This is a genomic window from Bradyrhizobium sp. Ken01 (assembly GCF_055807355.1).
The window spans coordinates 77,489-102,406 of record NZ_JBVVPC010000020.1 but is presented as its reverse complement, the minus strand read 5'-3'; the positions used below and the strand labels follow the sequence as shown (position 1 = coordinate 102,406).

Here is a 24,918-nt window from a genome sequence, read left to right as displayed (position 1 = left end):
GAAACTCTATGATAAGAAGACGCGTAGGATTCCACCCCTTAATCTGGAATCCCGGCAACTCGCATAGCTCTATCAAACTTCTCACGCATTTCTGGCGGTTGCACCACGAAAATGTCCGCCGCTCGGGAAAGACACATGCTGGGGTCAAACTTCAAAAACTCGCTCGCGGCGCTCTTTGCTTCAATCAGGTCTCCCGCCCCGACGCAGTTCACGATGTATGCTCCGAATGACTGATGATGCGGAAAGACCTGCATAATCTCCTTCGCGATCCGACTTCCCTCGTCGTAGCGGTCTAGAAAGAAAAGACCGAATGCAACTCCACTCAATGAGAATGGTCTTAAAGGATCGAGAGGACTTAATCTCAATACGTGTTCGAAGCTCTCAATGGCGCGTTCTGCTTTGCCCAGCATGATCGAAATCCACCCTCGCGCGAGCCAAGCGACAGACAAGTTTGGGTTCAGCGTAACGGCGCGGTCAGCGAGTGACGCAGCCCGGTCATATTGCTGGCACACATAGGCCATTGGGTGAGCACACCTGGCTAGAACAAAGGGGTCCTCGCTCGTGATACTGAGTGCGGTATTTGCATCTCGAAGCGCGTCGGCGCGAATTTCATCAGTGGCTATGACGCCTTTGCTCGCCTGTTCCGCACCATACGTGAAGGCTGACATGGCGTAAGCGGCGGCATACTCCCGGTCCTGTTCGGTCGCCTTCTTGAACAGGCCTCGAGCCTCGGAGAGCTGCCTACGATAAAACAATGCCATGCCGCGTAAGTATGTATCGTAACTGTCGCTCGTACTCGTCCCTTTCTGCTTGGCGCGTTCAATCTCCGCTCGTTCTATCGTTGGCGTAACTGAGGACACGACTTTCGCGGTTATGCGATCTTGCAAGTCGAATACGTCGCGCAACGCTCCGTCAATCTTTTCGGCCCAGAGATGAGTACCGGTGGACGCGTCGATCAACTGGCTAGTTACCCGAACACGGCCAGCCACCTTCCGAATGCTCCCTTCTAGGACGTATCGCACACCAAGGTCTCGCCCGACCTGCTTGATGTCTATTGCCTTGCCCTTATAGGTGAACGTCGAGTTGCGAGCGATAACGAAGAGTGACTTGAACGTAGAGAGCGCGGTGATTATGTCCTCAACCATGCCATCGGCGAAGTAGTCCTGCTCGGGATCACCACTCATGTTTTGAAACGGCAATACAGCGATGGAAGGCTTGTCGGGAAGGGCCAAGGTCGGAGAGTAGCCCGCATGGGAAGCCGGCTGCGCCGTCACAGACCTTTGCCCTCCAAGCCGGAGCCGCCACGTCCGCATGGGCTCAGCGATGTTCTTGAGAAACTGCGGTCCCAAATCGTCGCAGGCGAAGTCGATCTTGCCGCGGATTTGTCGATAGGCGTCATCCGAAAAGCAGACACCGCCGGGTTCGGCAATGCCCTCCAGTCGAGATGCAATGTTGACGCCATCGCCGAAGATGTCGTTGTCGTCGATCATTATGTCGCCGACATGTATGCCGATGCGGAATGTGATCCTGATATCTTGTGGTATGTTCGCGTTTTGGGCGGACACACTGTGCTGGATTTCAACAGCGCTTCGCGCTGCATCCACCGCACTTGCAAACTCAACCAGCATGCCGTCGCCGGTCGTCTTGACGACGCGGCCCCGGTGGGCGGCAATTGTGGGATCAATGACAGCCCTTCTCACCGCCTTGAGCCGCCCCAGTGTGCCTTCCTCGTCGGCACCCATCAGAAGACTATAACCAGCGACATCCGCCGCCAGCACCGCTGCGAGTCGTCGTTCTACCTGCTCGCCGGCCAAGGAGCACCCCCAGACCATTCCCTAACTCATCCCTAAATCAAAGCATAGCTGGCCACTCGCGAGCTAGACCGAACTTCTGCCTTGGGCCACAGCGCCGATCACGCCTAAGCTGGGATCTCAGCTTTGAATCTGTAAACCAACGTTTTGTGAGTACGCGTCGTAGGGCCCTGCTCACGTGTGGAGGGATGGAGCAGGCTCATGTGGAATCGGGGACATAAGTTTTTACTGCTCCTCAAGCTGCACCATGATACCGCGACTGCTCCATCAGTCTGGGCTGCGCCGGTGATGTCCCCTCAGGCGACAATTAGCCCATACGGCTTTACTTCAGGAACTTGAAAAACTACTGCGATAGAAAGCGGTCTATCTCCTCGAACATTGCTGGAAGCCCTGGGCTCTGCTCAAGAGGTATATGATCGCGCCCCGGTAGCCCCACAAAGCGGGCGTTGCGTATTCCCGCTGCTAACTCGCGGCCGAGAGCAATAGGCACGCGCTGATCTTCCCGCGTATGCAGCACAAGTGTGGGCGCCTCGATTGACGAAAGCAGAGGGCGAACGTCCAAGTTAGCTACAGCCTGCATGTAGCGCACTGCGCAGTCAGAGGATGCGCTTAGACGTTGCAGTTCGTTGAACGCGTCTTGTTGTTCCCGGGTGGCTGTGGGTGTCATTGAAGACGTAAAAAGCTGTCTGAAGGTCGGATCCTCCGTTCCCCAGCCGAGTTGCGTTAGCTTGATCATGGCGGCTAACCGTTCATGATCGGCGGCGGGCACATTGGAACGCTTGTTCGCTCCAGCGGCGAAACCTCCATAGAGAATCAGATGCGAGACGCGTTCCGGGTGTTTTGCGGCATAAGCAATGGAAACCGCGCATCCCTGCGAAAATCCAAAGAGTGCGAATCGCTCCAGACCGGCAGCGTCGACCACCGCTTCCATATCGGTGAGCCAGTGATCCAAAGTAATCCCACATCCCAATCTGACATCCCGTTTCCTCGAGCGTCATACCGGACGAACGTAGACCGCTTTGCGAGCCCTAAATACAGGTGGCGATGGACTGGCAGCTCCCACTCGTACTCCAAATGGCTCATCCAGTGAGCCGATCGCATTATGGTCGGGCCAGAACCGACGCTTGCGTAAGCGAGCCGCACTCCGTCAGGAGCCGTGCAATACCTGACTTCTTGCCGCAGCTCGCGGTCAGCCAAGAAACGATGGGAAGCGTCTGCCTCCTCATGCAGACCAATGCGGTAGACTTCTACAGGGCGCTTGATGTTTTTAAGCCGCTGCCGCCCAAGTTCACGGATCAAAATGTCGTCGAAACGCCCGTCTATCTGGTCGAGTACTGGTCGTGAAATGCAAACGCCGCCGTTTTCGGCGATGCTTTCGAGTCGTGCAGCTATATTGACGCCGTCGCCGAAAATGTCGTCGTCATCTACTATAATCTCACCGAGGTTGATGCCGACGCGAAAATCAATACGTTTGTCCGTTGGGCAATGGCTATTGCGCTCAGCCATTGTTCGTTGAATCTCAATCGCGCTGGAGACCGCATTCACCGCGCTCGCAAACTCGACGAGGAATCCGTCACCGGTCGTCTTTACAAGGCGACCTCGATACTTTCGTAACGTTTGATCCCAAACTTCAGTCCGAAGCATCTTAAGGCGGGAAAGCGTCCCGTCTTCATCATCGCCCATCAATCTGCTGTATCCTGCGATATCCGCCGCTAGGATGGCTGCAAGGCGTCGCTCGCCCGGGATTTGCATCGAAGGCCCTCAGTCGGATGAACCAGCAAACCATAGCTGTTAAAACAACCAAAGTAGATCAGGCTTCTTGGCTCGAAATTATGGATGATTGGAAATGCGCCTTATACGCAGAGGCCATGCCAACTTTCTGGCCTGCGGGCTCTCTTGAGCTTTTCGGTTTTGCAACTCGCAAAATAGACCCAAGTCGATTTCGACTTGGGTCTATGCTCATTGCTATTTTTTGCTGGGGTCATCCGCCGGGTTGACATAGGTGATCGCAAAGGGGCCTTGGCCGTGAACTTGGATAATGGCTGGCGTACTTGACCAGGCGAAGTGATTCATTTTTGCAGGTGCTTCGGCCCACCCGCCTGCAGCCAGCTTCACTCCCTTTTTTTCATCGAGCTTATCACCCATTCCCAGATTGAACGTTCCAGAAATAACCGTCACATATTCCGTTGTTGGATGATTGTGGGCCGGTATTTTATAGCCTGCTGGCACTTTCAACCGAACGGCATAAAGTCCATCTTTGGACGGATCGCCCGACAGAACAGTCATTTGTGCACCTTTAGGAAAGACCGGTGGTGCGGGTCCCCACTTAACTTCGCTTGGATTTACCGGCATCTTCATATCTTGTGCCAGGGCTGCAGTTGCAGCTACCGACGCGATCCCTAAAGCAATCAACCGAAACATCATCATTTTTCTCCCTTCAAAATGCGACGATCAAGCGAGCAAACGGTCGCCGCCGCTAAGATTAGCATAGTTGCTGAGTTTCGCGGGCGCCGAAAGCGGCAATCCAAGCCGAGGCACGTCCGGACGCCTGCTGCGGCAAGGACAAATTACCCCGCATTTACCGAGGGTGGGATGCCGGCGCTGCGGCCGGACGGTCGAGATCCAAAAGGCGAACGCCACTCGCCTGTACGGTCCGGACGCGGTCTGGAAGAACGTCGGACAGCGGCTGCTGGACGCCACCCGTTCGCAGCGGACATCCACCTGTGCGAGGAGCACGGTTGGGAGGGACCGCGGGGATCCGCATGCGTGGGAGCGCGCATTGGATCTCGCAAGGCAGGAGCCACCGGACGGCATTTCTCCAGAAGCGGCAGTCGCGGAGATCCGGAACGTGCTGGACGATCGGGGACACTTGCCCCGAGTGCCCGCCCGAGGATTGACGAGAATCGCAGCTCCAGCTTCGAAGGTTCAGCGCCCACGCGCGTCCTGGACGAGTTTGCCGGGCTGTCCTCAGTATCTGCACAAGGACCTGGTGGGACGCGCCCCCAAGAAGCATGCTAGGCTGCACGTCTTCTGCTCTCAGTTCATTGTCCTGAAAGGTTCATTATGCCCGCCTATTTCATTGTCCAAAATACCATCAAGGACGAAGCGCAGTACCAAAAATACGTGCAGGCCGTCGTCCCGTTCATAGCCAGCTTTGGCGGAAAGCTTGCAGCCAGACGAGCCAATGTGGAGGTGCTGGAAGGCGAACACGATCAGCGCCCCGTCGTCATGTTCGAGTTTCCGAGCATGGAGGCGATCCACGCGTTCTGGGATTCGCCGGACTACGTTCCGATCAAGAAACTGCGCGAGGGTATAGCCACCATGAACATCTGGGCTTTTCCCGGCGCCTGATCGGTCACGCTGGTGACGGCGAAGAGGCTAACCGGTGGCCGCGAACAGATCCCATTTGCCCGGCAACCCCTTCAATTCGTAAGAACCGCGCTCGCTGAACTTGAGTCCCGCCCCTGCGACGAGGTCGGTCACCACTCGCGAAACGAGCACCTCGTCCGGCCCAGATTGCGACATGACGCGTGCCGCCGCGTGAACGGCGATGCCCCCAATGTCGCTGCCCCGCATCTCTATCTCGCCAGTGTGCAGGCCAGCGCGTACCGGCAAGCCGATCTGACGAGCGGCACTGCTGAACGACAGCGCGCACCGGATCGCACGACCGGGCCCGTCGAAGGTGGCGAGCACGCCATCTCCGGTAGTCTTCACCAGATTGCCTCGATGCCGGTCGATGAACTGACGCGCAAGCGCGTCGTGCTCGTCGAGGCGGCCACGCCACCGCTGGTCGCCTATTTCGGCCGCCTGCCGCGTGGAGTCGACAATGTCGGTGAACATGACGGTCGCGAGAATGCGCTCGAGATCGGCGTCGCCCGCCTCGCGGTGGCCCGTCACGAACTCCTCGATGTCGCCGACCACCGTCTCAGTGTCCCCGGTCCAGAATGCGTGATCTCCTGATGGATACTCGACATACTTCGCTCCGGGTATTCCCGCCGCCATCTTGCGGCCCAGCGCTACCGGCACTTGCGCGTCGGTCGCCCGGTGAAGAATCAAGGTCGGGGCGCGGACGCACGGAAGGATGGCATTCACGTCTATCCGACGATTGGAAATTATGTAGGACCTGATGGCGCCGGGACTGCAGGCCAGCTTTTCGAACTTCGCAATGCGCGCGACCGCGTCCGGATTGGAGGCCTCGCTCGCGAATACGTTCGCAAGGAAGCTTCCGCTGCCCCAGCGCTTGACGAGGTTCGCCAGCCTTTCATCAGCCTCCGCAGGGGAAAAGCTCGGCGGAAACAGGTCGGCGATGCGGGCAAGCCCGCCGAAAAGAACCAGGTGGGAAACGCGGTCGGGATAGGTGGTCGCGAACAGAACGCTCATGGAAGCGCCCTCGGAGAAACCGACCAGCGCGGCACGCTGCGATCCGATCGCGTCCATCACCGCGCGGACGTCGTCGATGCGCTCCTCCAGCGAAGGCACATCCGCCAGCCTATCGGACAGGCCCTGTCCTCTCTTGTCGAAAGTGACGACCCTCGAGAACCTGGCCAGCCGGCGGAGGATTTGCGTGTAGCCCGGCAGCTCATGCTGGTAATCGATATGCGAGATGATGCCGGGGACCAGGATGATATCGACGGGGCCGCTGCCCATGACCTGGTAGGCGATGCTGAAATCGCCGCTCTGCGCATATTGCGTCTCGGGCAATGCAAGTTCAGCCATCGTCAGCCCCGCCGCCGCTACCTAGGTCGACGGAGTATTGGTCAAATCAGGGACGGGATCAACCTAGTCCCGACGGGCGACCCAAACCCCGAACAGGAACGCTACGCACAGCGACTGCCGAGGCGCCTTCGAGGTCGCCTCACGAAGTTGCTCGACCCAGCGCATCGCGGCATCCTGCGACGTCGGCCGCAGCGGGCGGCGGCTCGCTTCCGCCTCGGCGCGCAACCTCGCCGCGGACGCATGATCGACGCCGTCCTGCTCGTTCGTCAGTCCGGAGGCTTCCGTCATTTCCGAGGCTTCTTCATGTCCATGCGGCTCTCCTACTCTGTCAGGCGGACTTCCGCTGCGACTTGGCGGCCGGTTTTTTCGCTGCCGCCTCCTCGGGGGGCTTCTTGCCGGCAATCGGCATCAGCATCTCCTTCTGTCCGGTCCCCTCCTTCCGCGGCTTCTTGGCGACCTTGCTTGCCTTCGCCGGCGCGGCCTCCTGACCTACGCTCCGACGCAGCGCCTCCATCAGATTGACCACGTTGGTGGCCGCCGGCTTGTCCTTCGGCGTGATCGGCTAGCCGGCTCGCTTCTGGTTGATGAGCTCGATCAGCGCGGTCTCATAGTGGTCCTCGAACTTCTCCGGCTCGAAGCTGCCCGCTTTCTGGTTAACGATGTGCCTGGCGAGATCGAGCATATCCTTCGTGACCTTCACATCCTGAATCTCGTCGAAATACTCCTGCTCGCTGCGCACTTCGTACGGATAGCGGAGCAGCGTGCCGACAAGACCCTTGTCCATCGGCTCCAGCGCGATGATGTGCTCGCGGTTGGTCAGCACGACCCGGCCGATGGCGACCTTGTCCATTTCGCGAATGGTCTCGCGGATCACGGCAAAGGCGTCGTGGCCGACCTTGCCGTCCGGACGGATGTAGTAGGGCCTAATCAGATATCGCGGATCGATGTCGCTGCGGTCGACGAACTCGTCGATCTCGATGGTCCGGGTCGACTCCAGCGCGATCTCCTCGAGCTCCTCCTTGGAGACCTCAATGTACTGGCCCTTCTCGAGCTCGTAGCCCTTCACGATGTCCTCGTTGGGGACCTCGTCGCCGGTGTTGGCATCGACCTTCAGGTACTTGATTCGATGGCCGGTCTGCCCATTGAGCTGATTGAACGAGACCTTCTCGCTCTCGGACGTCGCGGGGTAGAGCGCCACCGGGCAGGTGACCAGAGACAGACGCAGGAAGCCTTTCCAGTTCGCGCGGGGGGCCATTGTTACGCAACTTACGGGACACGGACTCAAAACGAACGGCGCGGCTCGGTTCCGACAGCTCCGGCATCCACGCAATTCAAGCCGGCCCCCGCAGCAGCCGCCAGCGAAACACCGCGCGGACGCTTCACTCTTGCGAACAAAATAAGAACATAGTTCGATGACCGCAACCCCCGAGCCATCCAGACCGGCCCCTGACGACCTCGAGGCCGCCGCTGACCAGGCCATCGCGGCCTGCGGCGGCGACGCCCGGGAAGCGGTCAAGGCCCTGATCGTCGCGAACGGCTTCCTTGAGATGCGGGTCGAGGAGCTTCGGGCGTCGGTTTCCGCAGGCTATTCGCGCCGCCGGTTCGACCTCCCGCGCGATCGGAAGGATTGGTACGACTGAGATGTCCGAGGTCACCTACTACGTCGCCCTGCCCTTCGTGGCCGCCGACGACGGCATCGCCGCCGGCGAGGCGGTCGAGTGCTTCAATCCTAACGCTGCCGTGATGAAGGCCGAGGCGCTTTCGCGGAAGCCCGGCATTGTCGGCGCGGTGGCGTTCAGCCGCAGCGGGGATCCGGCGACGGGCGACTTCGGAGACGCAACCGTGATCCGAAAGTTCGGCGAGGTGCCGGACGATCTCAGCGCGCTATGAGCGCGCGCCTGCAGAGCCAGCTTTCCGTGGCCACGATCGCGACCTACTTGCCCCTGAGGGACAAGCTGATGCGGGTGACGACGTCGTCCCAGGCATGCTCTTCTTCGGCGGGATAGTTGATCAGCACGCAATGGACCAGCCGCCCCGAAAAGTTGCAGCGGTCGTAGAAAACCTTGTCGCCCTTGTAGCTGGACACCGCGAAGAAGCGCGGTGTCACTCGCTTGTACTGGATGCGGGAAGGCGGATGCTTCTTCGCCAGAAACGCGGCGGGGGAATCGTTCGCGACGTTCGGCGCGGCCTGGATCGTGATGTCGGCACGCCCGTCGGCGGTTCGGAACCGTTGCCCGTAGCCGTCGGGCCGACCAGCTTCTTCCGTGAAGATCAAAGATGGGAAATCCATCGAGGTGCCGGTCTGAGGAATGGTGTACCTGGTCCATCGCACCGGCTGCGCCGAGACCGTCGCTGTCGAGACGACAAGTGCCAATGCGAGAGCGCTCGTCGATTTCATCGCACTTCCCTCCGACTACCACGGAGCAAAAAGCCGGAACGTCAATTACGTTCCAGACGCCCCGGCCAAGACCGACTATTCAATCACCTCGTCTGCGCGTGATAGAAGGCTGGCTGGCAGCTCAAGACCAAGCGCTTTGGCTGTCTTGAGATTGATGACGAGATCGAAATCGGTTGGTTGCAAAACTGGAAGATCCGCCGGTCGCCCACCCTTTAGAATTCTGTCAACATAGGCTGCGGCTTGCCTCCATAGTGCCGGTCCGTTTGCACCATAGGCCATCAAGCCACCTGCGTGAGCGTAACTGACGACCATTGTAATCGAGGGAAGCCGATATTTCTCAGCAAGTTCAGCGATGCCAGGACGTATCAGCGTCGGTTGAACGATTAGGGCATCGACCTTGTCGTTACGAAACGACTGGAAATGCGGTTCTTGGTTGTCAGAGGGGCGTGCCATAATTGTTTCGAGATTGAGGGTGAGCGCCCTAGCTGCAGCTTCAATTTCCTTTAGAAACGGTTGTGTGAATGGGTCCGATGAGTTCGCTAAGACGCCGATCCGGGAGGCATTCGGTATCACCTCCTTTATCAACTCAACATTCTTGGACATAATCTCGGCCGCGATAGCTGATGTACCGGTAATGTTGCCCCCGGGTCGTGCGAGGCTTGCCACGAGGCCGGTCGCGACAGGATCACCTGCAGAGGCCACAACGATCGGGATGTCTTTTGTCGCGTCGCGTGCTGCAACGCTGGGGGGCGTCAGCCAAGTTATTAGGATATCGGCCGGGATGCTTACCAGTTCAGCTGCCAGTTCCGGCAACAGCTGCGGTTTTCCTCCAGCTGACCGGAACTCGTATCGGCAATTTTGACCTTCGACATAGCCGAGGTTTGAGAGTTCTTCTCTAATAACTCTGACAAACTCGGTAGGATTGGGAATACCTGCCACTAGAATGCCGATTACGCGCGGTCTTTGTTGCTGCCCGCGCGCCATGAGCGGCCACCCGGCTAGTACGCCGCCAAGCAGTGCGGTGAACTCTCGGCGCTTCAAGGACCATCCCTCCATGCTTTACGGCATAGATACCATTATCACGTTTGCCTCAAAATTCTCATTCACTGATGTCCGCTATGGGTCAAATTGCACCTCACCCCGCCAGTATGGCATGTCCGCTCCTCCCCCAGGAACGGACATGCGCGTGAACGACGGCTTTGCGCCACAACCGGCCAGTCTCAAATTGACTTGGCCTTCAATCGCGGACTTCGTGAGAGGTCATCGGCACGTCTCAACTGCCAAATGCGGAAGCGGCAAAACCTATTCGATCACCTCATCCGCGCTGGCGAGCAGCGTTGACGGAATGGTCAGTCCGAGCGTTTTGGCCGTCTTGACGTTGATGACGAGCTCGAACTTGATCGGCTGCATGATAGGCAAATTCGCCGGTTTAACGCCTTTGACGACTTGCCCGGCATAGATTCCGACCTGGCGATACATCTCGCTGAGATCAACGCCGTAGCTCATCAGGCCGCCGGCCGCGACGTATTCCCGAAACGGATACACGGTGGGCACGGCATGGCGCGTCGCCAGCGCCACCAGTCTGTCGCTTCGGGTATTGAAAAACGGATCGCTGGTGACGGCGAGGATGCGAATGCGTTGTTGGATGGCGTTTTCAAAGGCAGCTTCAATTTCCCCGTCGTTGCTGGCTCGCATCGCAAGGGTCCTCAGGCCAATGGTCCGCGCAGCTTCCTCAACTCCCTGGAGCTGGCTTGCAGCCGGCGGATAATTCGGATTGACGAGGACGCCGATGGTCGTCGCCTGCGGCACCAGTTCATGCAGCAGTCCAAGCCGCTTCGCCTCAAGGGCCGGATTGAAGTTGAAGACGCCGGTGGTGTTGCCTCCCGGCCGATTAAGGCTGGCGACGAGGCCGCTGGCGATGGGATCGTCAGCGAATATGCCAATGATCGGGATATTTTTCGTGGCCGCGATGGCAGCCCGCACCGAAGCTTCACCGCCAACGGTGACGATGGCTGCGACCGGGCGCTGAACGAGCTCCAATGCCATCGCAGGCAGGCGGTCGTATTCGCCCAGCGCCCATCGGTAATCGATCGCGACGTTCAGGCCCTCGACGGCTCCGTTTTCAGCCAGACCGCGTCGGAATGCCGCGAGCAAGCCGGCGCTCTCGACGGGCGATCGCGCACTGAGAAATCCGATCACAGGGGGCGTCGGCTGCGCCCGCGCGGTGAAGGTGCCGATGGCCGTCGCTCCCAGGGCCGCGATGAAATCGCGCCGTTTCATTTTAATGCCATTGTTTTGCTCAGACGACATCACTCGAACACTTCGTTGGCCAGCGCAAGCACGTTTGGTGGAATGGTGAGATTCAAGACTTTGGCTGTCGCCAGGTTGAAAACCAGCTCGATCTTGGTCGGCTGCTCGACTGGAATGTCTGCCGGCTTGGTGCCTTTGAGTATCTTGTCAACATAGTCGCCAGCCCGGCGGAACAAGTCGGCCTCATCCGCGCCGTAGGAAATGAACCCGTCTGCCTTGCAGAACGCCCGTGCGCCCCACATCGTAGCTAATCCAGCCTCCCGCGCCAGGCCGTTAATACGGACCAGATTGGCGACAACGAAAGAGTCCTGGCAAATATAAAGCGCCTTGGTCTTATCCCTCAGCGCTTCAATCGCCGGAGCAAGATCACTTGTGGATCTGATATCCAGGATATCAACTTCGAGTCCGAGCTGGCGCGCAGCCGCTTCAGCCGTAGCAGCTTCGTGCGCTGCACTGAGGTATCCCGCATTTGCCAGCACTGCCAGTCGCGCAAGAGATGGGATGATCTCACGAAGGAGCCCAACACGTTTGGAAACCATCTCATTTGGCTGTAGCGATAATCCCGTAACATTTCCTCCAGGTCGTGACAGACTTGCAACAAAGCCACTCGCCAGCGGATCGACGGCAACTGCAAATACGATCGGGATCGTTGAGGTTGCCTGCCTGAGCGCCGGAATCGCGCTCCCCGCGGTCAAAATAACATCAACGTTTCCCTGGACGAACTCGGCCGCGATCTCTGCGAACCGATCACTTCTCCCCTCGGCCCACCTTGTGACGATGGTTACCGTGCGGCCGTCGATCCAGCCCAACTCGCCGAGGCGCTGACGGAAGGCGGAGATCGAAGCCCCCCAGGAACGCTCGGCGCCAGCGCCCAAGATCCCGATGGTGGGCACCTTGACCTGCTCGGCGTGAGCATCGAGGGAACGCGACAGTGCCGCGCCGACAAAGGCCAAGAAATCGCGTCGCTTCATGGCAAGCCTCATTCCATCAACTCGTCTGCGGTCGCGAGCAACGTTGGCGGCACGTCGAGGCCAAGTGTCTTGGCGGTCTTAAGGTTGATGACCAGTTCGAATTTGACCGGCTGCACCACCGGGAGCTCGGCGGGCTTTGCGCCTTTGAGGATCTTGCCGACATACGAACCACCGTTGCGATAGCCATCGGCAAAATCAGGGCCATAGCTGATCAGGCCACCGCCGCGGATATATTCACGCTGCGGATAGATCGTGGGAATTGAATGTTGCGCCGCGAGCGTGACCAACCGTTCGCTGTGACTGTTGAAGAAGGGATCGGATGCGACCAGAATTGCACCCACTCCTTGCTGTTTGGCGCGGGCAAACGCGGCGGCAAGTTCATCTTCGTCGCTCGCGGCAAGCAGAATGGTTTTAAGTCCTAGACTGCTGCCAGTCTCCTGCACTTCTTCAATCTGGCCCTTAACGCCGGGATATTGCGGGTTGGTCAGTCCGGCAATCACAGACGCCTTGGGCACCAGTTCGTGCAGAAGCCCGAGCTTCTTTGCGTCGAGCGCCGAGGCGATCAGGCTGACGCCGGTCACATTGCCGCCCGGACGGTTGAGGCTGGCAACGAGACCGGTCTGGACCGGATCGGCGGCACTGACAAAGACGATCGGAATCGTCGACGTGGCCGCCCTGGCCGCACGCGCCGGATCGGTTCCACCCATTGCCATGACCACCGCGACCTGACGGCTGACCAGGTCGGCCGCCAGCGCGGATAACCGATCGTAGTGCCCTTCCGCCCAGCGATATTCGATCGCCACATTCTGTCCCTCGACAAATCCCGCTTCGCCCAAACCTGCGCGAAGCGCATCGAGGAATTGTTCGAGGTAGCTGCGCGACGCTCCGTGAAGAAATCCGACAATCGGCATTGCTGGCTGCGCCCGGGACGCGAACGGTACGCTCGCCGCGGCACTCCCAACCAGCATCATGAACTCTCGCCGCTTCATTTCAAGACCTGCTTTTCTTGCTTTGAACCCTAGGCACTTTTCCCATAAGTATCAGATGTCTGTTGCGGGGCAATCGCAACACTTTGGTCGGGTGCCCGTCACTTCCGCGCACAACTTCGGACATGGCACTGCACTGCAGTAAATGACGGTAAGTGCAAAAAGCTGACCCATGCCCCCGCATCAGACAGCGCTTTCACTCCATCACCTCATCGGCGCGGGCGAGAATAGCCGGCGGTATGATGAGGTCGATTGCTTTCGCTGTTTTAGCATTGATGATCAGTTCGACCTTCGTCGGCCCCTGCACCGGAAGGTCCGCGGGTTTTTCGCCCTTCAGGATACGATCGACGTAAGTTGCGGAGCTGCGATAGAGGTCAGCTGTATCCGGGCCGTACGACATCAGGCCGCCGGCAGCCACTTGGAAGCGATTCCAGTAGATCGCCGGCAATTTCCTGGTGTTGGCTAGATTTACGATCAGGGCGCGGTGGACGTTGGAGAAAGTTGCGGCCGTGATGATCAATCCGCCGCCGCCTTCAGCAGCAAACGAATCAACTCCGCGCTCGATGTCTTCTGCCTCGTGGACAGCAATCGAACTCGGTTCAATCGACAGCGACTGCGCGGCCGTCTCGAATGACGCCTTGAATCCCCTGAAGTTGTGATTGACGGGATCGCCGAGCATCGCAACCCGTGTCAGACGCGGCGACATCTCCTTGAGCAACCCGAGCCACTTTCCTCCGATATCGTACTCAAAGGGCGTAAAGCCGGTGATGTTACCCGACGGTCGCGCCAGACTGGCTACTAAACCTCCAGCAACAGGGTCCGTGACGTTGATGAATATGACCGGCACTGTCGCGGTTGTCTCGCGCAGGGCCAATGCCGGCTCCGTCCCGGTTGTCAGAATCAGAGCGGGAGAAGTGCTGACAAGCTCCTTCGCCAGGGTTCGCGCCCGTTCGATGTTGCCCCGGGCCCAGCGGTAATCGATGTCGATATTTTGACCTTCAATCCAGCCGAGTTGCCGCAGTCCGGAGCTGAACGCTACCAGATATTTCGTGATCTGGGGATCTCCCTCGGTCGCTCCGAACAGAACGCCGATCCGTCGCATCGATCCGTTTGTCTGAGCTTTTGCGATGAGCGGCCATGCCGCCGCACCGCCTGCAAGGCCAATAAATTTACGTCGCCGCATTCCAGTCCCCGCAATCAGTATAAGGCAATGTAACCGTCCAAACTTTGTACTTGAAGACGCGGGAGGGCGGTTGACCGAAAATTTGTTGAGGGCCGCCGTTGCCGCAGTTCACTTGCTGGCGAAAGGAACGTAGAGGTCAACTTCGGGTCAAGCCGATACCTTGACCCGACGATATGGAATGTCCGCTCCACCCTCAGCAGCGATCCCGTCCGGAAGCACGCTCGGGCCAGGTTCGTGCCAGATCCGGACGATCGTCGTCATTCGATCGTCTCGTCCGCCGTCGCCTCAAGTGTTGGCGGCATCTCGACCCCGAGTTGTCGCGCAGTCTTCATGTTGAGCACGAGTTCATAGCGGTCGGGCCGCTCGATCGGAATTTCGCCTGCCGTGGCGCCCTTCAGGATTCGGTCGGCCATCGACATTGCGCGTGGAAAATAAGCATCAAATAGGACAGGGCCGTATGTCATGAGACCGCCTGCCTTTGCGATGGGCTTCCAGATCGAAATGTTTGGCAACTTGTATCTAAGAGCAGACGTAGCGAAGAGCGGGGCGTTCCCCGTCAAAGCCGGTGACACCAGCAGCAAAACACCTGTCCCGCCTTCTAGCCGTGCGAAGGCGCCACTGAATTCTTCCGGGCTCGTCAACTCCAGCGTCCGGGTTTCGAATCCTGCGGCGCCCGCCGCATTTCGGGCAGCTTCCAGTTGGTCAGTCCTGTAATTCGGATCCCAAACCAGAGCAAGTTTCTTCAAGTCGGGCATCACCTCACGCATTAGCGCAACGAGTTTGCCGGTAAGACTTGCCTGGTCGAGATAAAGTCCCGTCAGATTGCGTCCGGGCTTTGCCCAGCTGTCGACCAGGCCTGCCTTGACGGGATCCGTTTCAAGATCGACGGCCACAACCGGGGTGTCGGGGGCTGCAGAGCGCGCGGCCATCGTGGCCGGCAGCCCCACGACGATCAAAACCCCGACGTCAAGACTTACGAGTTCGCGAACGAGTTCCGGGAGCCGCGAAAGATCGCCTCCGGCTGTCCGCAGGAGGATTGTCTCTCCCTCAAAGTAACCAAGCTCATGGCCGCGCCTGAGCAACGACGATAGAAATACCAAGTGAGTATCAATTGTTAAGGGGTGGAGATAGCCGATCTTTCGGGGTTTTCCTGCCGACTGGGATCTCGCCATTTGAACCGGCCAGACGACCATCGACCCGCCAACTAACCCAACGAATTCGCGTCTCCTCATTCCACATCGCTCCTAAGGTTCAGGAAGTATACTATCTTGTTCACCGAGTGTAAGGCCGACCACTTGCGGAAAATTGCATAGCCGGTTTGGGTCACACTGCACGGCGTCTAGACTCGGTCATCCCCCGACGGCGGACATACCAGACGCGCGACGGCAGGTCCGTTTCGTGCCAACCCCGGAAGTCGATGACCACCTATTCGATGATCTCGTCGGCGAGCGCCAGTACGGCTGGCGGTATCTCCAGGCGAAGCAGTTTTGCAGTTTTGAGATTGATGACGAGCTCAAACTTTGTTGGCTGTTCGACCGGCAGGTCAGTGGGGAGAGCGCCTCTCAGAATCTTGTCCACATAGTCCGCGACGCGACGGAAGCTGCGAGTTTGGCTTGAACCGTAGGCCATGAGACCGCCCGAGCGCACATATTCGATAAGGCCAGTCATCGTCGCAAACCCTAATCTGCTTGTTTGTTCGACGACATTTGCCCGAATGCTGCTGGCGAGTGGGTCCTCTATAATAAAGAGGCTTGTAGCACCGGACTCCGCAAGTGCATCCATCCGGGCAGCCGTAAACTCCGAAGGGCTTCTCACCTCGAGGAGTTCGAGCCGGACACGTTCTCGGTCCGCAGCCGCCTTCAATTCCTTCAAGGCTAACGCGCTGTAGGGCGTATCTGGATTCAAGAGCACGCCGACGGCTCGCTGGCCTGGAACGCAGGTCAGCATCATCTGAAGTTGTTTACCTTTTAAGTCGGTGGACTGGCCGCTCAAGCCGGTCACATTGCCGCCGGGCCGCCCCAGCGTTTGCACGAGCCCCGCCCCGATTGGGTCACCGACAGTCGCGAACACAATAGGGATCGTGGCGGTCGCTGTTTTGAGCGCTTTCGGCGCAAGCGTACCCCACCCACCGACAAGCACATCCGGCTTTGCCCACACGAGCTCTTCGGCCATTGCGGCAAGCCGCCCGGGGTCTCCATTGGCGGATCGATGCTCGAAGTTAAGGTTTTTTCCCTCGACGTAACCGAGGTCCCGCAGCGACACGAGGAGTTGGGAGGCAGCCTCACCGTTTTCCAGCGTCAGCAGCCCGACGCGATATGTTCTTGATTGTGCGTGTGCCGAAACAAGCGATGCACCCACCGTGCCGGCAACAAGACTGATAAATTCGCGCCGTTTCATGGACCCGCCTTGTACCGGAGTGGAGCAATCATAATGCCGGCTTGGCAACGGAGCGCCAATGTCCGAGTTGGGTCCAAAGCTGCCCCGACGCCCCCGAAGTTTGGCTTCCGCTTCCCCCTGCTCAGACCGACCGGGTCGGTCTTTTTCGTACGAAAATGGAAGTAGTATCGCACTATTCAATGACTTCGTCGGCACGCACGAAGACCGGAGGTGGTATTGCCACGCCGATACTGCGGGCAACCTTATTGTTGATGGCCATCTCAAAACGCGTCGGCTGTTCAAATGGCATTTCAGCAGGGTTGCCGCCGGAAAAGATACGCACAACAAAGTCTGCGGTTCGCAGCCGAAGCTCGGCAATATCGGGGCCGTATCCGATAAGGCAACCGTCGGAGGCCATCGCGCGCCATTCGCAGATCGTCGGGAGGCGTCGCTCCAACGCGAGGGCCGCCAGTTTGGGCGCGTCACGGTGGAAATTCGGCGAGGACTGTATGACAATTCCGTCGACGCCAGCATCGTGCATGGCACCAAAGGTCGTCTGATAATCCGCCGGACTTTTCACCTCGAACCGGAGGAGCTCAACGCCGACTTTTTCGGCGGTCTGCCGGTACTCCTCCTTCTGCTGCGTCATCGTGCGCTCGTCCACTAAAAGAGCAAACTTGCGAGCGCCCGGGATCGCATCATGCAAGAGCTCCATGCGCTTCTTATCGCCCTCGAATGTCAGCAAGGCTATGCCGGTGACCTGGCCGCCGGGCCGCGAAATGCTTGCAGCCTCGCCTTCAATGACCGGATCGGTCGTAAACGACGCAACGATGGGTATCTGAGGCGCAGCCTTCATCGCAGCAGAGATTGCCCTTGGGGCAACGGCGACGATCACGTCGGGTTTGGTCGCGGCGAGCTCTTGCGCCAGCCGGGCAAGTTGCTCCGGATCACCCCAACGCGGTAACACAACGAGATTCTTACCCTGGACGAAGCCACGCCGCGCCAGTTCCGGGATCATGACGCCATGCATCGTCGCGTCCGCCGGCCAATCAAAGGGCGTCAGTACGCCGAGCCGCCACACGCGCTCTTCAGCCGAGGCGGACTGTGAGAGTACGATTAAACTCAACAAGAGAAGAATTAGTCTCATTCGATTACCTCGTCGGCGACAGCAAGGATTGTTGGCGCGACCGTCAACCCGAGTGCGTTTGCAGTCTTCAGGTTAATAGCCAGGTCGAATTTTGTCGGCTGCATAACTGGCAACTCTGCGGGCTTTGCTCCCTTGAGTATTAGACCGACGTACTCCCCGGCTTGCCTGTAGGCTGCAAGAATGCTTGGGCCGTAACTGATCAACCCGCCCGCAACGACGAACTCACGCAGGTGAGACATCGTAGGCAGCTTGTTACCTAGTGCCAGACGTGCGAGCTGATCTCGTCGTGACAACAGAAACGGATCCGTGCCGACAATCATGGCATCGAACCTTTGCCGGGCGACGATGTCGAAGGCTCTCTCGATCTCGGTCTCTGTCGTGGCGGGCAGAACAGTTATCTTTATTCCAAGGGCCCGTGCACCCTCGTTTACCTCGTGGATCTCCGACGAGGTTTGCGGGAAATTTGGATTCACTAGAAAACAAATCGCCGAGGCCCCTGGAATAAGCTGCCGAATTAGCTCAAGTCGCTTGGGCCCCAGCTCCACACCCATAAGCGTCGCACCGGTGATGTTGGCGCCTGGTCGATTCAGGCTTGCCACTAAACCCGCACTAATCGGATCACCTCCCATCGTGAAAACGATGGGTATATTGGTTGACGCTGCCTTTGCCGCCAACGGAGATGGATCCCCACCGGTCGCCGCGATGATATCAACCCGACGGCTGACCAATTCGGCAGCCAGCTCCCGCAGTCGGTCGTATCGGCCCTCGGCCCATCGATACTCGAGTCCAACATTTCTGCCTTCTGCAAAGCCAGCTTGAGCCAGGCTCTCATGAAACGCACGCAGAGCGGGAACTGCCTCAGCGGGCGAACGGGCGCTCAGGAAACCAATCACAGGTATTGCCACCTGTTGCGCGCGGGTTGCAGCCGACCATGCCAACACCCCAGCACCGACAAGACCGACGAAGTCGCGTCGTCTCATTTCGTTTCCCCTTGCCGATCTTCCCACCCCGGATAATCTGCTCTCAAAACCTTGCCCGACGTCTGCTCGCCGTTGCTTGCGAGCGGCCATGTAGCCGTTACAGTCGCTACGAAGAAAAATGCACTGCGCATCATTCGATCACCTCGTCGGCGCGAATAAGGAGGGTCGGTGAGATCGAAATACCCAGCGCTTTAGCTGTCCTCAGATTGATCACCATCTCGAATTTTGTCGGACGTTCGACCGGTAGATCGGCAGGTTGCGCGCCGTGCAGCACTTTCCCAAGCATGGTGCCAGTCTGCCGAAACGTGCCCAGCAAATTTGGCCCATATGACATCAAGCTCCCTGCCCGGGCGATCTCGGAAAATAAAGTCGCGGTCGGGATGTGATGTTCGATGGTGAGGTCGGCGATCAGCTTGGGGTTCGTCCCAAATATCGGCGAAGACAGGATGATGATCGCATCGGGCCGATTTTTGCTGGCTATCTGAAAAGCGCGTTGAAGTTCGGTAATGGCGCGAATTTCCACGACCTCCAGTTTGACATTCAAGAGCCGTCCGGCGTTCTTGACCGCCTCCAATTGGGTATGACCGGTGGCGGGGTCCCAAAGCGCCGTGACGCTGGATAAGGCCGGAATTGCTTCCTTCAACAATTCCAGCCATTTCGTGCCGAAATCCGGGAAATCCGAAAACACGCCGGTGATGTTGCCGCCTGGGTGCGCGAGGCTGGTTACAAAGCGGCTTAAGACTGGATCGCTTTCGAGATCGTTGGCGATAATCGGAAGTGTCGAAGTCGCCGATTTTGCCGACCGGAGCGCTGACGGGCTAATGGCAACGATTGCGGCGACTTTTCGCTCGACAAGGTCCGCGGCCAACCCTTCAAGCCGGCTAGGATCGCCCTCCGAAGCACGCACCAGGACCTCTGCCCTGTCGGCGTCAGCATAACCAACCGCGCGCAATCCTTCGCGCAAGGCGGCTATCCGCGTCACCGTCACCGCTTCGAAGCCCGGATAGAGCAAACCGATTTGCGCAGACTTGGTCGCCGGCTGGGCCCGAGCTATCCGTGGCCAAACTGCCGCTCCAGCGGCAACCGCCATGAATCTACGACGCGTCATGGACGCTTGCGCACCGGCAAACAACTTTCTCATTCGATCACCTCATCGGCGCGGGCGAGAACAGTCTGCGGGACAGTCAACGTCATTGCCTTCGCCGTCGTCAGATTGAGGATCAACTCGTATCTGGTCGGCTCCTGCACTGGCAGTGCGCTTGGCTCTTCGCCGCGAAGGATACGGTCGACATAGGAGGCAGATTGGTGAAAAAGCCCGATGAAATCGGAACCATAGGAGACAAGTGCGCCGTTCTCCGCAAAGGAGCGAAGCGGCCCTACGGTCGGTAGCCACGCCTGCAGAGCCAACGCGAATAGCAGCTTACTGTTGTTGGTCATAAAGACGTCAGGGAGAGCGACAAGCCCTGCGTGCGGTCGGTGCGCGAGCGCCGCGACAGCACTCTCGATCTCCGCTTGATCGTTCACCGGCATGGGCTCGATCGCAATCCCCAGGCTGGGAGCAATCTCCTGCATGGTCGGCAGAAAGATCGAATACGGCGCTGTCTTGGGATTGTAGACGACACCGACGCGGCTTGTGGCGGGCGAGAGCTCCTTTACGAGCTCAAGCCACTTCCCGGCGATCGGCGCATTGAAACTGGTAAAGCCAGTGATGTTGCGCCCCGGCTTCGACAGGCTAACGACGATCCCGTCGCCAACCGGGTCACTTAGACCGGCAAACACGATCGGAACGGCATCGGTGGCGAGCTTGAGCGCGCGCGCCGTCGGCGTGTTGGTGGCGAGAATGACGTCTGGATTCAACTTCACAAGCTCTGCCGCATAGGTGCTAATCCGATCCGGGTCTGCACCGCCCCAGCGAACTTCAAAACCGATCTTTCCTTCACGCCAACCTGCCTCAGCGAGCCCCTTCTGAAACGCCACGACACGCGCGCGTGTGCCAGGCGTTTCGGGGCCGCCGTTCAGGACAGCGACGCGCTTGATTCCGTTGGGCTGCTGGGCGGCCGCGCGATGTGCCCCAACGGACGCCAAACCGGCGACAAGCGCAATGAACTCACGTCGATGCATTCCAGACATTGTTGCTACTCGATCACCTCGTCGGCGCGGGCGAGCACCGTCGGTAGCAGCGTAATGCCAAGTGCCCTGGCGGTTTTTATGTTGACGACAAGTTGGAACTTGGTTGGAAATTCAACCGGCAGGTCGGAGGGCTTGCCTCCCTTTATGATCTTATCGACGAAAATCGCGACCTTGCGATAGACGGACAGGATATCGGCCGAATAGGATAAGAGGCCGCCGGCACGGGTAAACTCGTCGCTCGGTGCGAACAGTGGCAGGCGGCTGTTGAGCGCCGCCTCAGTGGCTGGGTGGCGCGGCAAGCTTGGCTGAACGATCAACGCTCCAGCGCCGCTCATCACCATTTCTCCGAAAGCTCTTGGGAATTCATCGCTGCCCCGCACCAGGATAGGCTTGATCTCGAATTGAAGTGCCCTCGCGGCCAACACGATGCTTTCCAGGAACGGCTGGTGAAATGGATCGATGGCATTGCCGAGCACGGCAATCTTGCGCACCGTCGGCAATACCTCGCGGATTAAATCCAGGTTCTTGCCGGCTACATCGGCTGTCGCGGACGCCACGCCGGTAATGTTGCCCGCCGGGCGCGCAAAACTGGCGACAAACCCCGTTGCAATTGGATCGGCTGCGGGACTCATGACGATCGGGATTTTGGTGGTGGCTTGCTTTGCTGCCGCAACGGATGGGGTTTGATAGCCGACAATCACGTCCACTTTCAGGTCCACCAATTCGCGGGCCAGCGAAGGGAGACGTTCGGACAAGCCACTCGCCGATCGAGACTCCAAAGTCAGGTTCTGGCCTTCGATATAGCCCAGTTTCTGCAGTTCTTCACGGAACGTACTCAGGAAGAAAGCTGGATCAGGATTACCCAGCATCAGCACGCCGATGCGCGGTGATTTCGCTTGTTGCGCCCGCGCCGCAATCGGCCACAACGCCGCCGCACCGCCCAAAACACCAAGAAAATCCCGTCGTTGCATGGTCGCCCTTTGGCTCTGCGCGAAGCATTCTAACGGTGCAAATCGTGCCGTCATTCGATCACCTGGTCAGCACGCCCGAGCAGCGAAATCGGAACGTCAATACCCAGCGCCTTGGCGGTTTTGAGGTTCACGATCAACTCGACTTTAGTGCCTTGGATCACAGGCAGTTCGCCGGGCTTCTCGCCTTTCAGTATCCGCCCTACATAGCCGCCAGCGAGATAGTGTGTTTCGATGATGGTCCCGCTGTAGCTCATTAACCCGCCGACCGCAGCGAATTGCGGGTTCACGAAGATCGACGGTAGGGCGGCTTTTAGTGCCTGATCCGCGATCTCTTTGATACGGCTGTTGGCAAAGGGATCGGCCGCTATGATCAGCCCGCCGGCGCGCATCCCCTTTGCTTTTGCGAACGCAGCTTCTAGTTCGAGATCATTGCTCGCTTGCAGAACGGCAAGCTGAAGTCCGAGTTGAGGTGCAGCGGCCTGCAAGTCCTTGACCTGCCGTCCAACAACGTCGCCCCCAGCCGGATTCACCAGCACGGCAATCAGGCCGGCCGACGGCAGCAACTCATGAAGGATTGCGAGCCGCTTCGGACCCGTCTCAAAAGTCAGGGCCGCAACCCCAGTGATATTGCCACCAGGGTGCCTGAGGTTTGTCACGATACCGGCTTCGACCGGATCGGCACCCGTCTCAAAGACGATGGGAATCGTGGTGGTCGCCGCCTTGGCGGCAAGCGCGGCTGGCGCACTGCCCGGCGTGACAAGGACCGCGACGTTGCCCCCAACCAGTTCGCTCGCGAGTTTTGGCAGGCGATCGAGATTGCCCTCCGCCCACCGATATTCGACCGTAACATTGCGCCCGTCGTCGAAGCCGGCTTCGCTCAGTCCTTGTTGGAAGGCCTTCACCCGTGTCGCCCAAGCCATTGACGATGCGCTGCCGAGATAGCCAACCACAGGCACACCCTGTTGCGCCCGCGCTGTCAGCGGCCAAGCAGCCGTCGCGCCAAAAATCGCGATGAACTCCCGCCGCCTCATTCGATCACCTCATCAGCTTGCGAAAGCATGGTTGGAGGCACGGTGAGGGGCAAGTCGCCAGGCTTCTCGCGCTTCAGGATGCGGTCGACGTAAGACGCGGCCCCCAAGCTTTGCTCGATCTGATCGAATCCGTAGGAGACCAGGCCGCCAGTTGTGGCATAGAAACGGTACGGATAGATCGCCGGCAGACCTAGCCGGGCAGCCAAGGCGATAATCAGTTCGCGGTTGCTCAAATTGGTCGGGCTCGACACGACGATGAGACCGCCGTCCGGCTCTCGCGCAAATGCCGTGAGGGCGCTGTCGATGTGGGCGGCATCGCGGACACCGGCGGCCGTCATGGTCATCCCCAGCAAAGCGGCTGCCGTCTCGGCCGAGTGCAGGAACGCGACATTAGCGGCCACGTTCGGGTTGATGAGGACCGCAGCGCGACGCACTTGCGGCGCAATCCGCTTAAGGACTTCAAGCCATTTTCCGCCGATCGCGGTATCAAAATTTTGAAACCCGGCGATATTGCCAGCCGGACGCGCCAGGCTCGCCACAAAGCCGCTGGTGACCGGGTCGGAAACTTGTGCAAAGACAATCGGGATAACGAGCGTTGCCTGCCGTAGCACGGCCAAGGCCGAATTCGCGTAAACGACAATCACGTCCGGCGCGGCAGCGATCAGTTCTCCGGCCCGGATGCGGATGCTTTCGGGATCTTCGTCCGTGAAGCGGTGATCAATCCGAACGTTCCGGCAATCAGTCCAGCCGAGATCCTTGAGGCGCTGTTTGAGGGCCGTAAAGCGAGCCTGAATTTCTGGATTGTTCTCGCTAAAGCGCATCAGCACGGGCATCCGCCGAGCCCGTTCGGGTTGCTGCGCCTGTACCGCGAGGGGCCAAGCAGCCGTGCTACCCAAAGCACCGAGGAAGTTTCGCCGTTTCATTCGATAACCTCGTCGGCGCGCAGCAGCACCGCCGGCGGTATCTCGACGCCGAGCGCCTTGGCGGTCTTCAGGTTGATGCTCAGAACGTATTTGTCGGGTTGCTCCACCGGAAGATCGCTGGCGTTAGCGCCCGCCAGAATTTTGTCGACCAGGCGTGCACTTTGTCGGGCCAAAACACGCAGGTCGGGACCAAGGCTGATCAGTCCACCTTCGGCGACGGCCTCCCGAAAGCCGTGACAGGAAGGCAGTCCCTGCGCCAAGGCAAGGGCCGCAATAGCAGTGAGGCTTGAGTAGGTGAGCGAGCCCGACACCACGATCAGCCCCTCGCTCCGGGCGGCTTTCATTTCGTTGAACGCGTTGCCGAGGTCCCCGGCGGCGCTGAAGTGGATCGGATTGATGGAGACATGCAGAGCCGGAGCAGATTGTTCAAGCGACTGCATCGCAAATGGGAAATTTGGGTCATCCGACGCTCCGAGGACGGACACGCGGGAGAGACGAGGCCGTACCTCATTCAGCAATTGCAATCGTTTCGCGTAGGTTTCCGAAGTTGCCTCAAACGTTGTGCCGGTCATATTGCCGCCGGGATGGGCAAGGCTCTTCACAAGCCCGATATCCACCGGCGCCCCCACCGAAATGAACACCACGGGAATGTGAGCCGCGGCAGCTTTGGCGGCTATGCCACCAACAGTGCCACCAACGACCAGCAAGTCGATCTCCGATCGCATTTCAGCAATCGCATCCTGCATGGCCTGAACGGTTGGGGCGACAAACGTCCGCCGAACAAACGTTATGTTCTTGCCATCGACGTAACCCAGCTCGCCAAGCGCAGCCAGAAACTCGTCCATGTAAGGCGCACGCCGGCTGCCTTCGATATAGCCAACTCGGGGAGCGGTTCGGGCGCGGGCTGCGAGTGGGCAGCACGCCACGGCTCCAATCAGTGCGATAAACGAACGGCGCCTCATTCTGACCCCAAGCATTTAGACGC

Annotated in this window: 25 protein-coding genes and 1 pseudogene; 3 read left to right on the top strand and 23 right to left on the bottom strand. The window is 59.0% G+C overall.

Annotation, left to right across the window (positions count from 1 at the left end; genetic code table 11):
• Positions 1–38 precede the first annotated feature (38 nt).
• The 4 genes from AC0L3S_RS20080 to AC0L3S_RS20065 form a co-directional block, all read right to left on the bottom strand.
• Positions 39–1,814 (bottom strand): adenylate/guanylate cyclase domain-containing protein, encoded by a 1,776-nt coding sequence (locus AC0L3S_RS20080; RefSeq protein WP_473280788.1) that lies wholly within the window; start codon positions 1,812–1,814, stop codon positions 39–41.
• A 340-nt stretch (positions 1,815–2,154) separates the two neighbouring features.
• Positions 2,155–2,742 carry an alpha/beta fold hydrolase gene (locus AC0L3S_RS20075; RefSeq protein ID WP_473280786.1) on the bottom strand — a complete coding sequence of 196 codons (588 nt, stop codon included), beginning with the start codon at positions 2,740–2,742 and terminating at the stop codon, positions 2,155–2,157.
• Positions 2,625–3,563 (bottom strand): adenylate/guanylate cyclase domain-containing protein, encoded by a 939-nt coding sequence (locus tag AC0L3S_RS20070; RefSeq protein WP_473280783.1) that lies wholly within the window; start codon positions 3,561–3,563, stop codon positions 2,625–2,627. Before AC0L3S_RS20070 ends, AC0L3S_RS20075 begins: the two co-directional genes overlap by 118 nt.
• A 213-nt stretch (positions 3,564–3,776) precedes the next feature.
• Positions 3,777–4,238: a cupin domain-containing protein gene (locus AC0L3S_RS20065; RefSeq protein ID WP_473280780.1), complete on the bottom strand. Its 462-nt coding sequence runs from the start codon at positions 4,236–4,238 to the stop codon at positions 3,777–3,779.
• Positions 4,239–4,874: 636 nt separating this feature from the next.
• Here AC0L3S_RS20065 and AC0L3S_RS20060 point away from each other — a divergent pair.
• The gene (locus AC0L3S_RS20060) at positions 4,875–5,162 is read left to right on the top strand and encodes a DUF1330 domain-containing protein (RefSeq protein WP_473280777.1); all 288 of its coding nucleotides are present in this window, start codon (positions 4,875–4,877) and stop codon (positions 5,160–5,162) included.
• A gap of 27 nt (positions 5,163–5,189) precedes the next feature.
• Here AC0L3S_RS20060 and AC0L3S_RS20055 read toward each other — a convergent pair whose 3' ends face one another.
• From AC0L3S_RS20055 to ku, 3 genes and pseudogenes are all read right to left on the bottom strand, one after another.
• On the bottom strand, positions 5,190–6,527 hold the full coding sequence (locus tag AC0L3S_RS20055) for an adenylate/guanylate cyclase domain-containing protein (protein ID WP_473280775.1): 1,338 nt from the start codon (positions 6,525–6,527) through the stop codon (positions 5,190–5,192).
• A 63-nt stretch (positions 6,528–6,590) separates the two neighbouring features.
• On the bottom strand, positions 6,591–6,815 hold the full coding sequence (locus tag AC0L3S_RS20050; protein ID WP_473280773.1) for a hypothetical protein: 225 nt from the start codon (positions 6,813–6,815) through the stop codon (positions 6,591–6,593).
• 40 nt (positions 6,816–6,855) lie between these two features.
• A pseudogene (ku, locus tag AC0L3S_RS20045) lies at positions 6,856–7,782 on the bottom strand (non-homologous end joining protein Ku).
• Between the two features lie 157 nt (positions 7,783–7,939).
• Here ku and AC0L3S_RS20040 point away from each other — a divergent pair.
• Together AC0L3S_RS20040 and AC0L3S_RS20035 are read left to right on the top strand one after the other, a co-directional pair.
• Entirely contained in the window at positions 7,940–8,167 is a 228-nt protein-coding gene (locus tag AC0L3S_RS20040; RefSeq protein WP_473280770.1) for a hypothetical protein, read from the top strand.
• 1 nt (position 8,168) lies between these two features.
• Entirely contained in the window at positions 8,169–8,417 is a 249-nt protein-coding gene (locus tag AC0L3S_RS20035; protein ID WP_473280768.1) for a hypothetical protein, read from the top strand.
• A 43-nt stretch (positions 8,418–8,460) separates the two neighbouring features.
• Here the strand turns inward: AC0L3S_RS20035 and AC0L3S_RS20030 are convergent, their stop codons facing one another.
• The 16 genes from AC0L3S_RS20030 to AC0L3S_RS19955 all read right to left on the bottom strand — a co-directional run bounded on the left by AC0L3S_RS20030 (position 8,461) and on the right by AC0L3S_RS19955 (position 24,895).
• Positions 8,461–8,925, bottom strand: coding sequence for a hypothetical protein (locus AC0L3S_RS20030; protein ID WP_473280765.1), 465 nt, complete (start codon positions 8,923–8,925; stop codon positions 8,461–8,463).
• Between the two features lie 75 nt (positions 8,926–9,000).
• Positions 9,001–9,966, bottom strand: a complete 966-nt coding sequence (locus AC0L3S_RS20025) for an ABC transporter substrate-binding protein (protein WP_473280763.1) — start codon at positions 9,964–9,966, stop codon at positions 9,001–9,003.
• 261 nt (positions 9,967–10,227) lie between these two features.
• Complete coding sequence (locus AC0L3S_RS20020; protein ID WP_473280761.1) at positions 10,228–11,235, bottom strand: ABC transporter substrate-binding protein; 1,008 nt, start codon at positions 11,233–11,235, stop codon at positions 10,228–10,230.
• Positions 11,235–12,206, bottom strand: a complete 972-nt coding sequence (locus AC0L3S_RS20015) for an ABC transporter substrate-binding protein (protein WP_473280758.1) — start codon at positions 12,204–12,206, stop codon at positions 11,235–11,237. Before AC0L3S_RS20015 ends, AC0L3S_RS20020 begins: the two co-directional genes overlap by 1 nt.
• An 8-nt stretch (positions 12,207–12,214) precedes the next feature.
• Positions 12,215–13,177 carry an ABC transporter substrate-binding protein gene (locus tag AC0L3S_RS20010; RefSeq protein WP_473280755.1) on the bottom strand — a complete coding sequence of 321 codons (963 nt, stop codon included), beginning with the start codon at positions 13,175–13,177 and terminating at the stop codon, positions 12,215–12,217.
• Between the two features lie 211 nt (positions 13,178–13,388).
• Complete coding sequence (locus AC0L3S_RS20005; RefSeq protein ID WP_473280752.1) at positions 13,389–14,375, bottom strand: ABC transporter substrate-binding protein; 987 nt, start codon at positions 14,373–14,375, stop codon at positions 13,389–13,391.
• Between the two features lie 257 nt (positions 14,376–14,632).
• Positions 14,633–15,607: an ABC transporter substrate-binding protein gene (locus AC0L3S_RS20000; RefSeq protein ID WP_473280749.1), complete on the bottom strand. Its 975-nt coding sequence runs from the start codon at positions 15,605–15,607 to the stop codon at positions 14,633–14,635.
• 193 nt (positions 15,608–15,800) lie between these two features.
• Positions 15,801–16,772: an ABC transporter substrate-binding protein gene (locus AC0L3S_RS19995; RefSeq protein ID WP_473280746.1), complete on the bottom strand. Its 972-nt coding sequence runs from the start codon at positions 16,770–16,772 to the stop codon at positions 15,801–15,803.
• A gap of 172 nt (positions 16,773–16,944) precedes the next feature.
• Positions 16,945–17,898: an ABC transporter substrate-binding protein gene (locus tag AC0L3S_RS19990; protein WP_473280743.1), complete on the bottom strand. Its 954-nt coding sequence runs from the start codon at positions 17,896–17,898 to the stop codon at positions 16,945–16,947.
• Positions 17,895–18,878 (bottom strand): ABC transporter substrate-binding protein, encoded by a 984-nt coding sequence (locus tag AC0L3S_RS19985; protein WP_473280741.1) that lies wholly within the window; start codon positions 18,876–18,878, stop codon positions 17,895–17,897. Before AC0L3S_RS19985 ends, AC0L3S_RS19990 begins: the two co-directional genes overlap by 4 nt.
• A gap of 130 nt (positions 18,879–19,008) precedes the next feature.
• Positions 19,009–20,019: an ABC transporter substrate-binding protein gene (locus AC0L3S_RS19980; RefSeq protein WP_473280739.1), complete on the bottom strand. Its 1,011-nt coding sequence runs from the start codon at positions 20,017–20,019 to the stop codon at positions 19,009–19,011.
• Complete coding sequence (locus AC0L3S_RS19975; RefSeq protein ID WP_473280737.1) at positions 20,016–21,008, bottom strand: ABC transporter substrate-binding protein; 993 nt, start codon at positions 21,006–21,008, stop codon at positions 20,016–20,018. The genes AC0L3S_RS19980 and AC0L3S_RS19975 overlap by 4 nt, the downstream gene beginning before the upstream one ends.
• 5 nt (positions 21,009–21,013) lie before the next feature.
• Positions 21,014–22,033 carry an ABC transporter substrate-binding protein gene (locus AC0L3S_RS19970; RefSeq protein ID WP_473280735.1) on the bottom strand — a complete coding sequence of 340 codons (1,020 nt, stop codon included), beginning with the start codon at positions 22,031–22,033 and terminating at the stop codon, positions 21,014–21,016.
• Positions 22,030–23,010, bottom strand: coding sequence for an ABC transporter substrate-binding protein (locus AC0L3S_RS19965; protein ID WP_473280733.1), 981 nt, complete (start codon positions 23,008–23,010; stop codon positions 22,030–22,032). The genes AC0L3S_RS19970 and AC0L3S_RS19965 overlap by 4 nt, the downstream gene beginning before the upstream one ends.
• A complete protein-coding gene (locus AC0L3S_RS19960) occupies positions 23,007–23,933 on the bottom strand; it encodes an ABC transporter substrate-binding protein (RefSeq protein WP_473280731.1) in 927 nt (308 codons plus the stop codon). The genes AC0L3S_RS19965 and AC0L3S_RS19960 overlap by 4 nt, the downstream gene beginning before the upstream one ends.
• Positions 23,930–24,895, bottom strand: coding sequence for an ABC transporter substrate-binding protein (locus AC0L3S_RS19955; protein WP_473280728.1), 966 nt, complete (start codon positions 24,893–24,895; stop codon positions 23,930–23,932). Before AC0L3S_RS19955 ends, AC0L3S_RS19960 begins: the two co-directional genes overlap by 4 nt.
• Positions 24,896–24,918 lie beyond the last annotated feature (23 nt).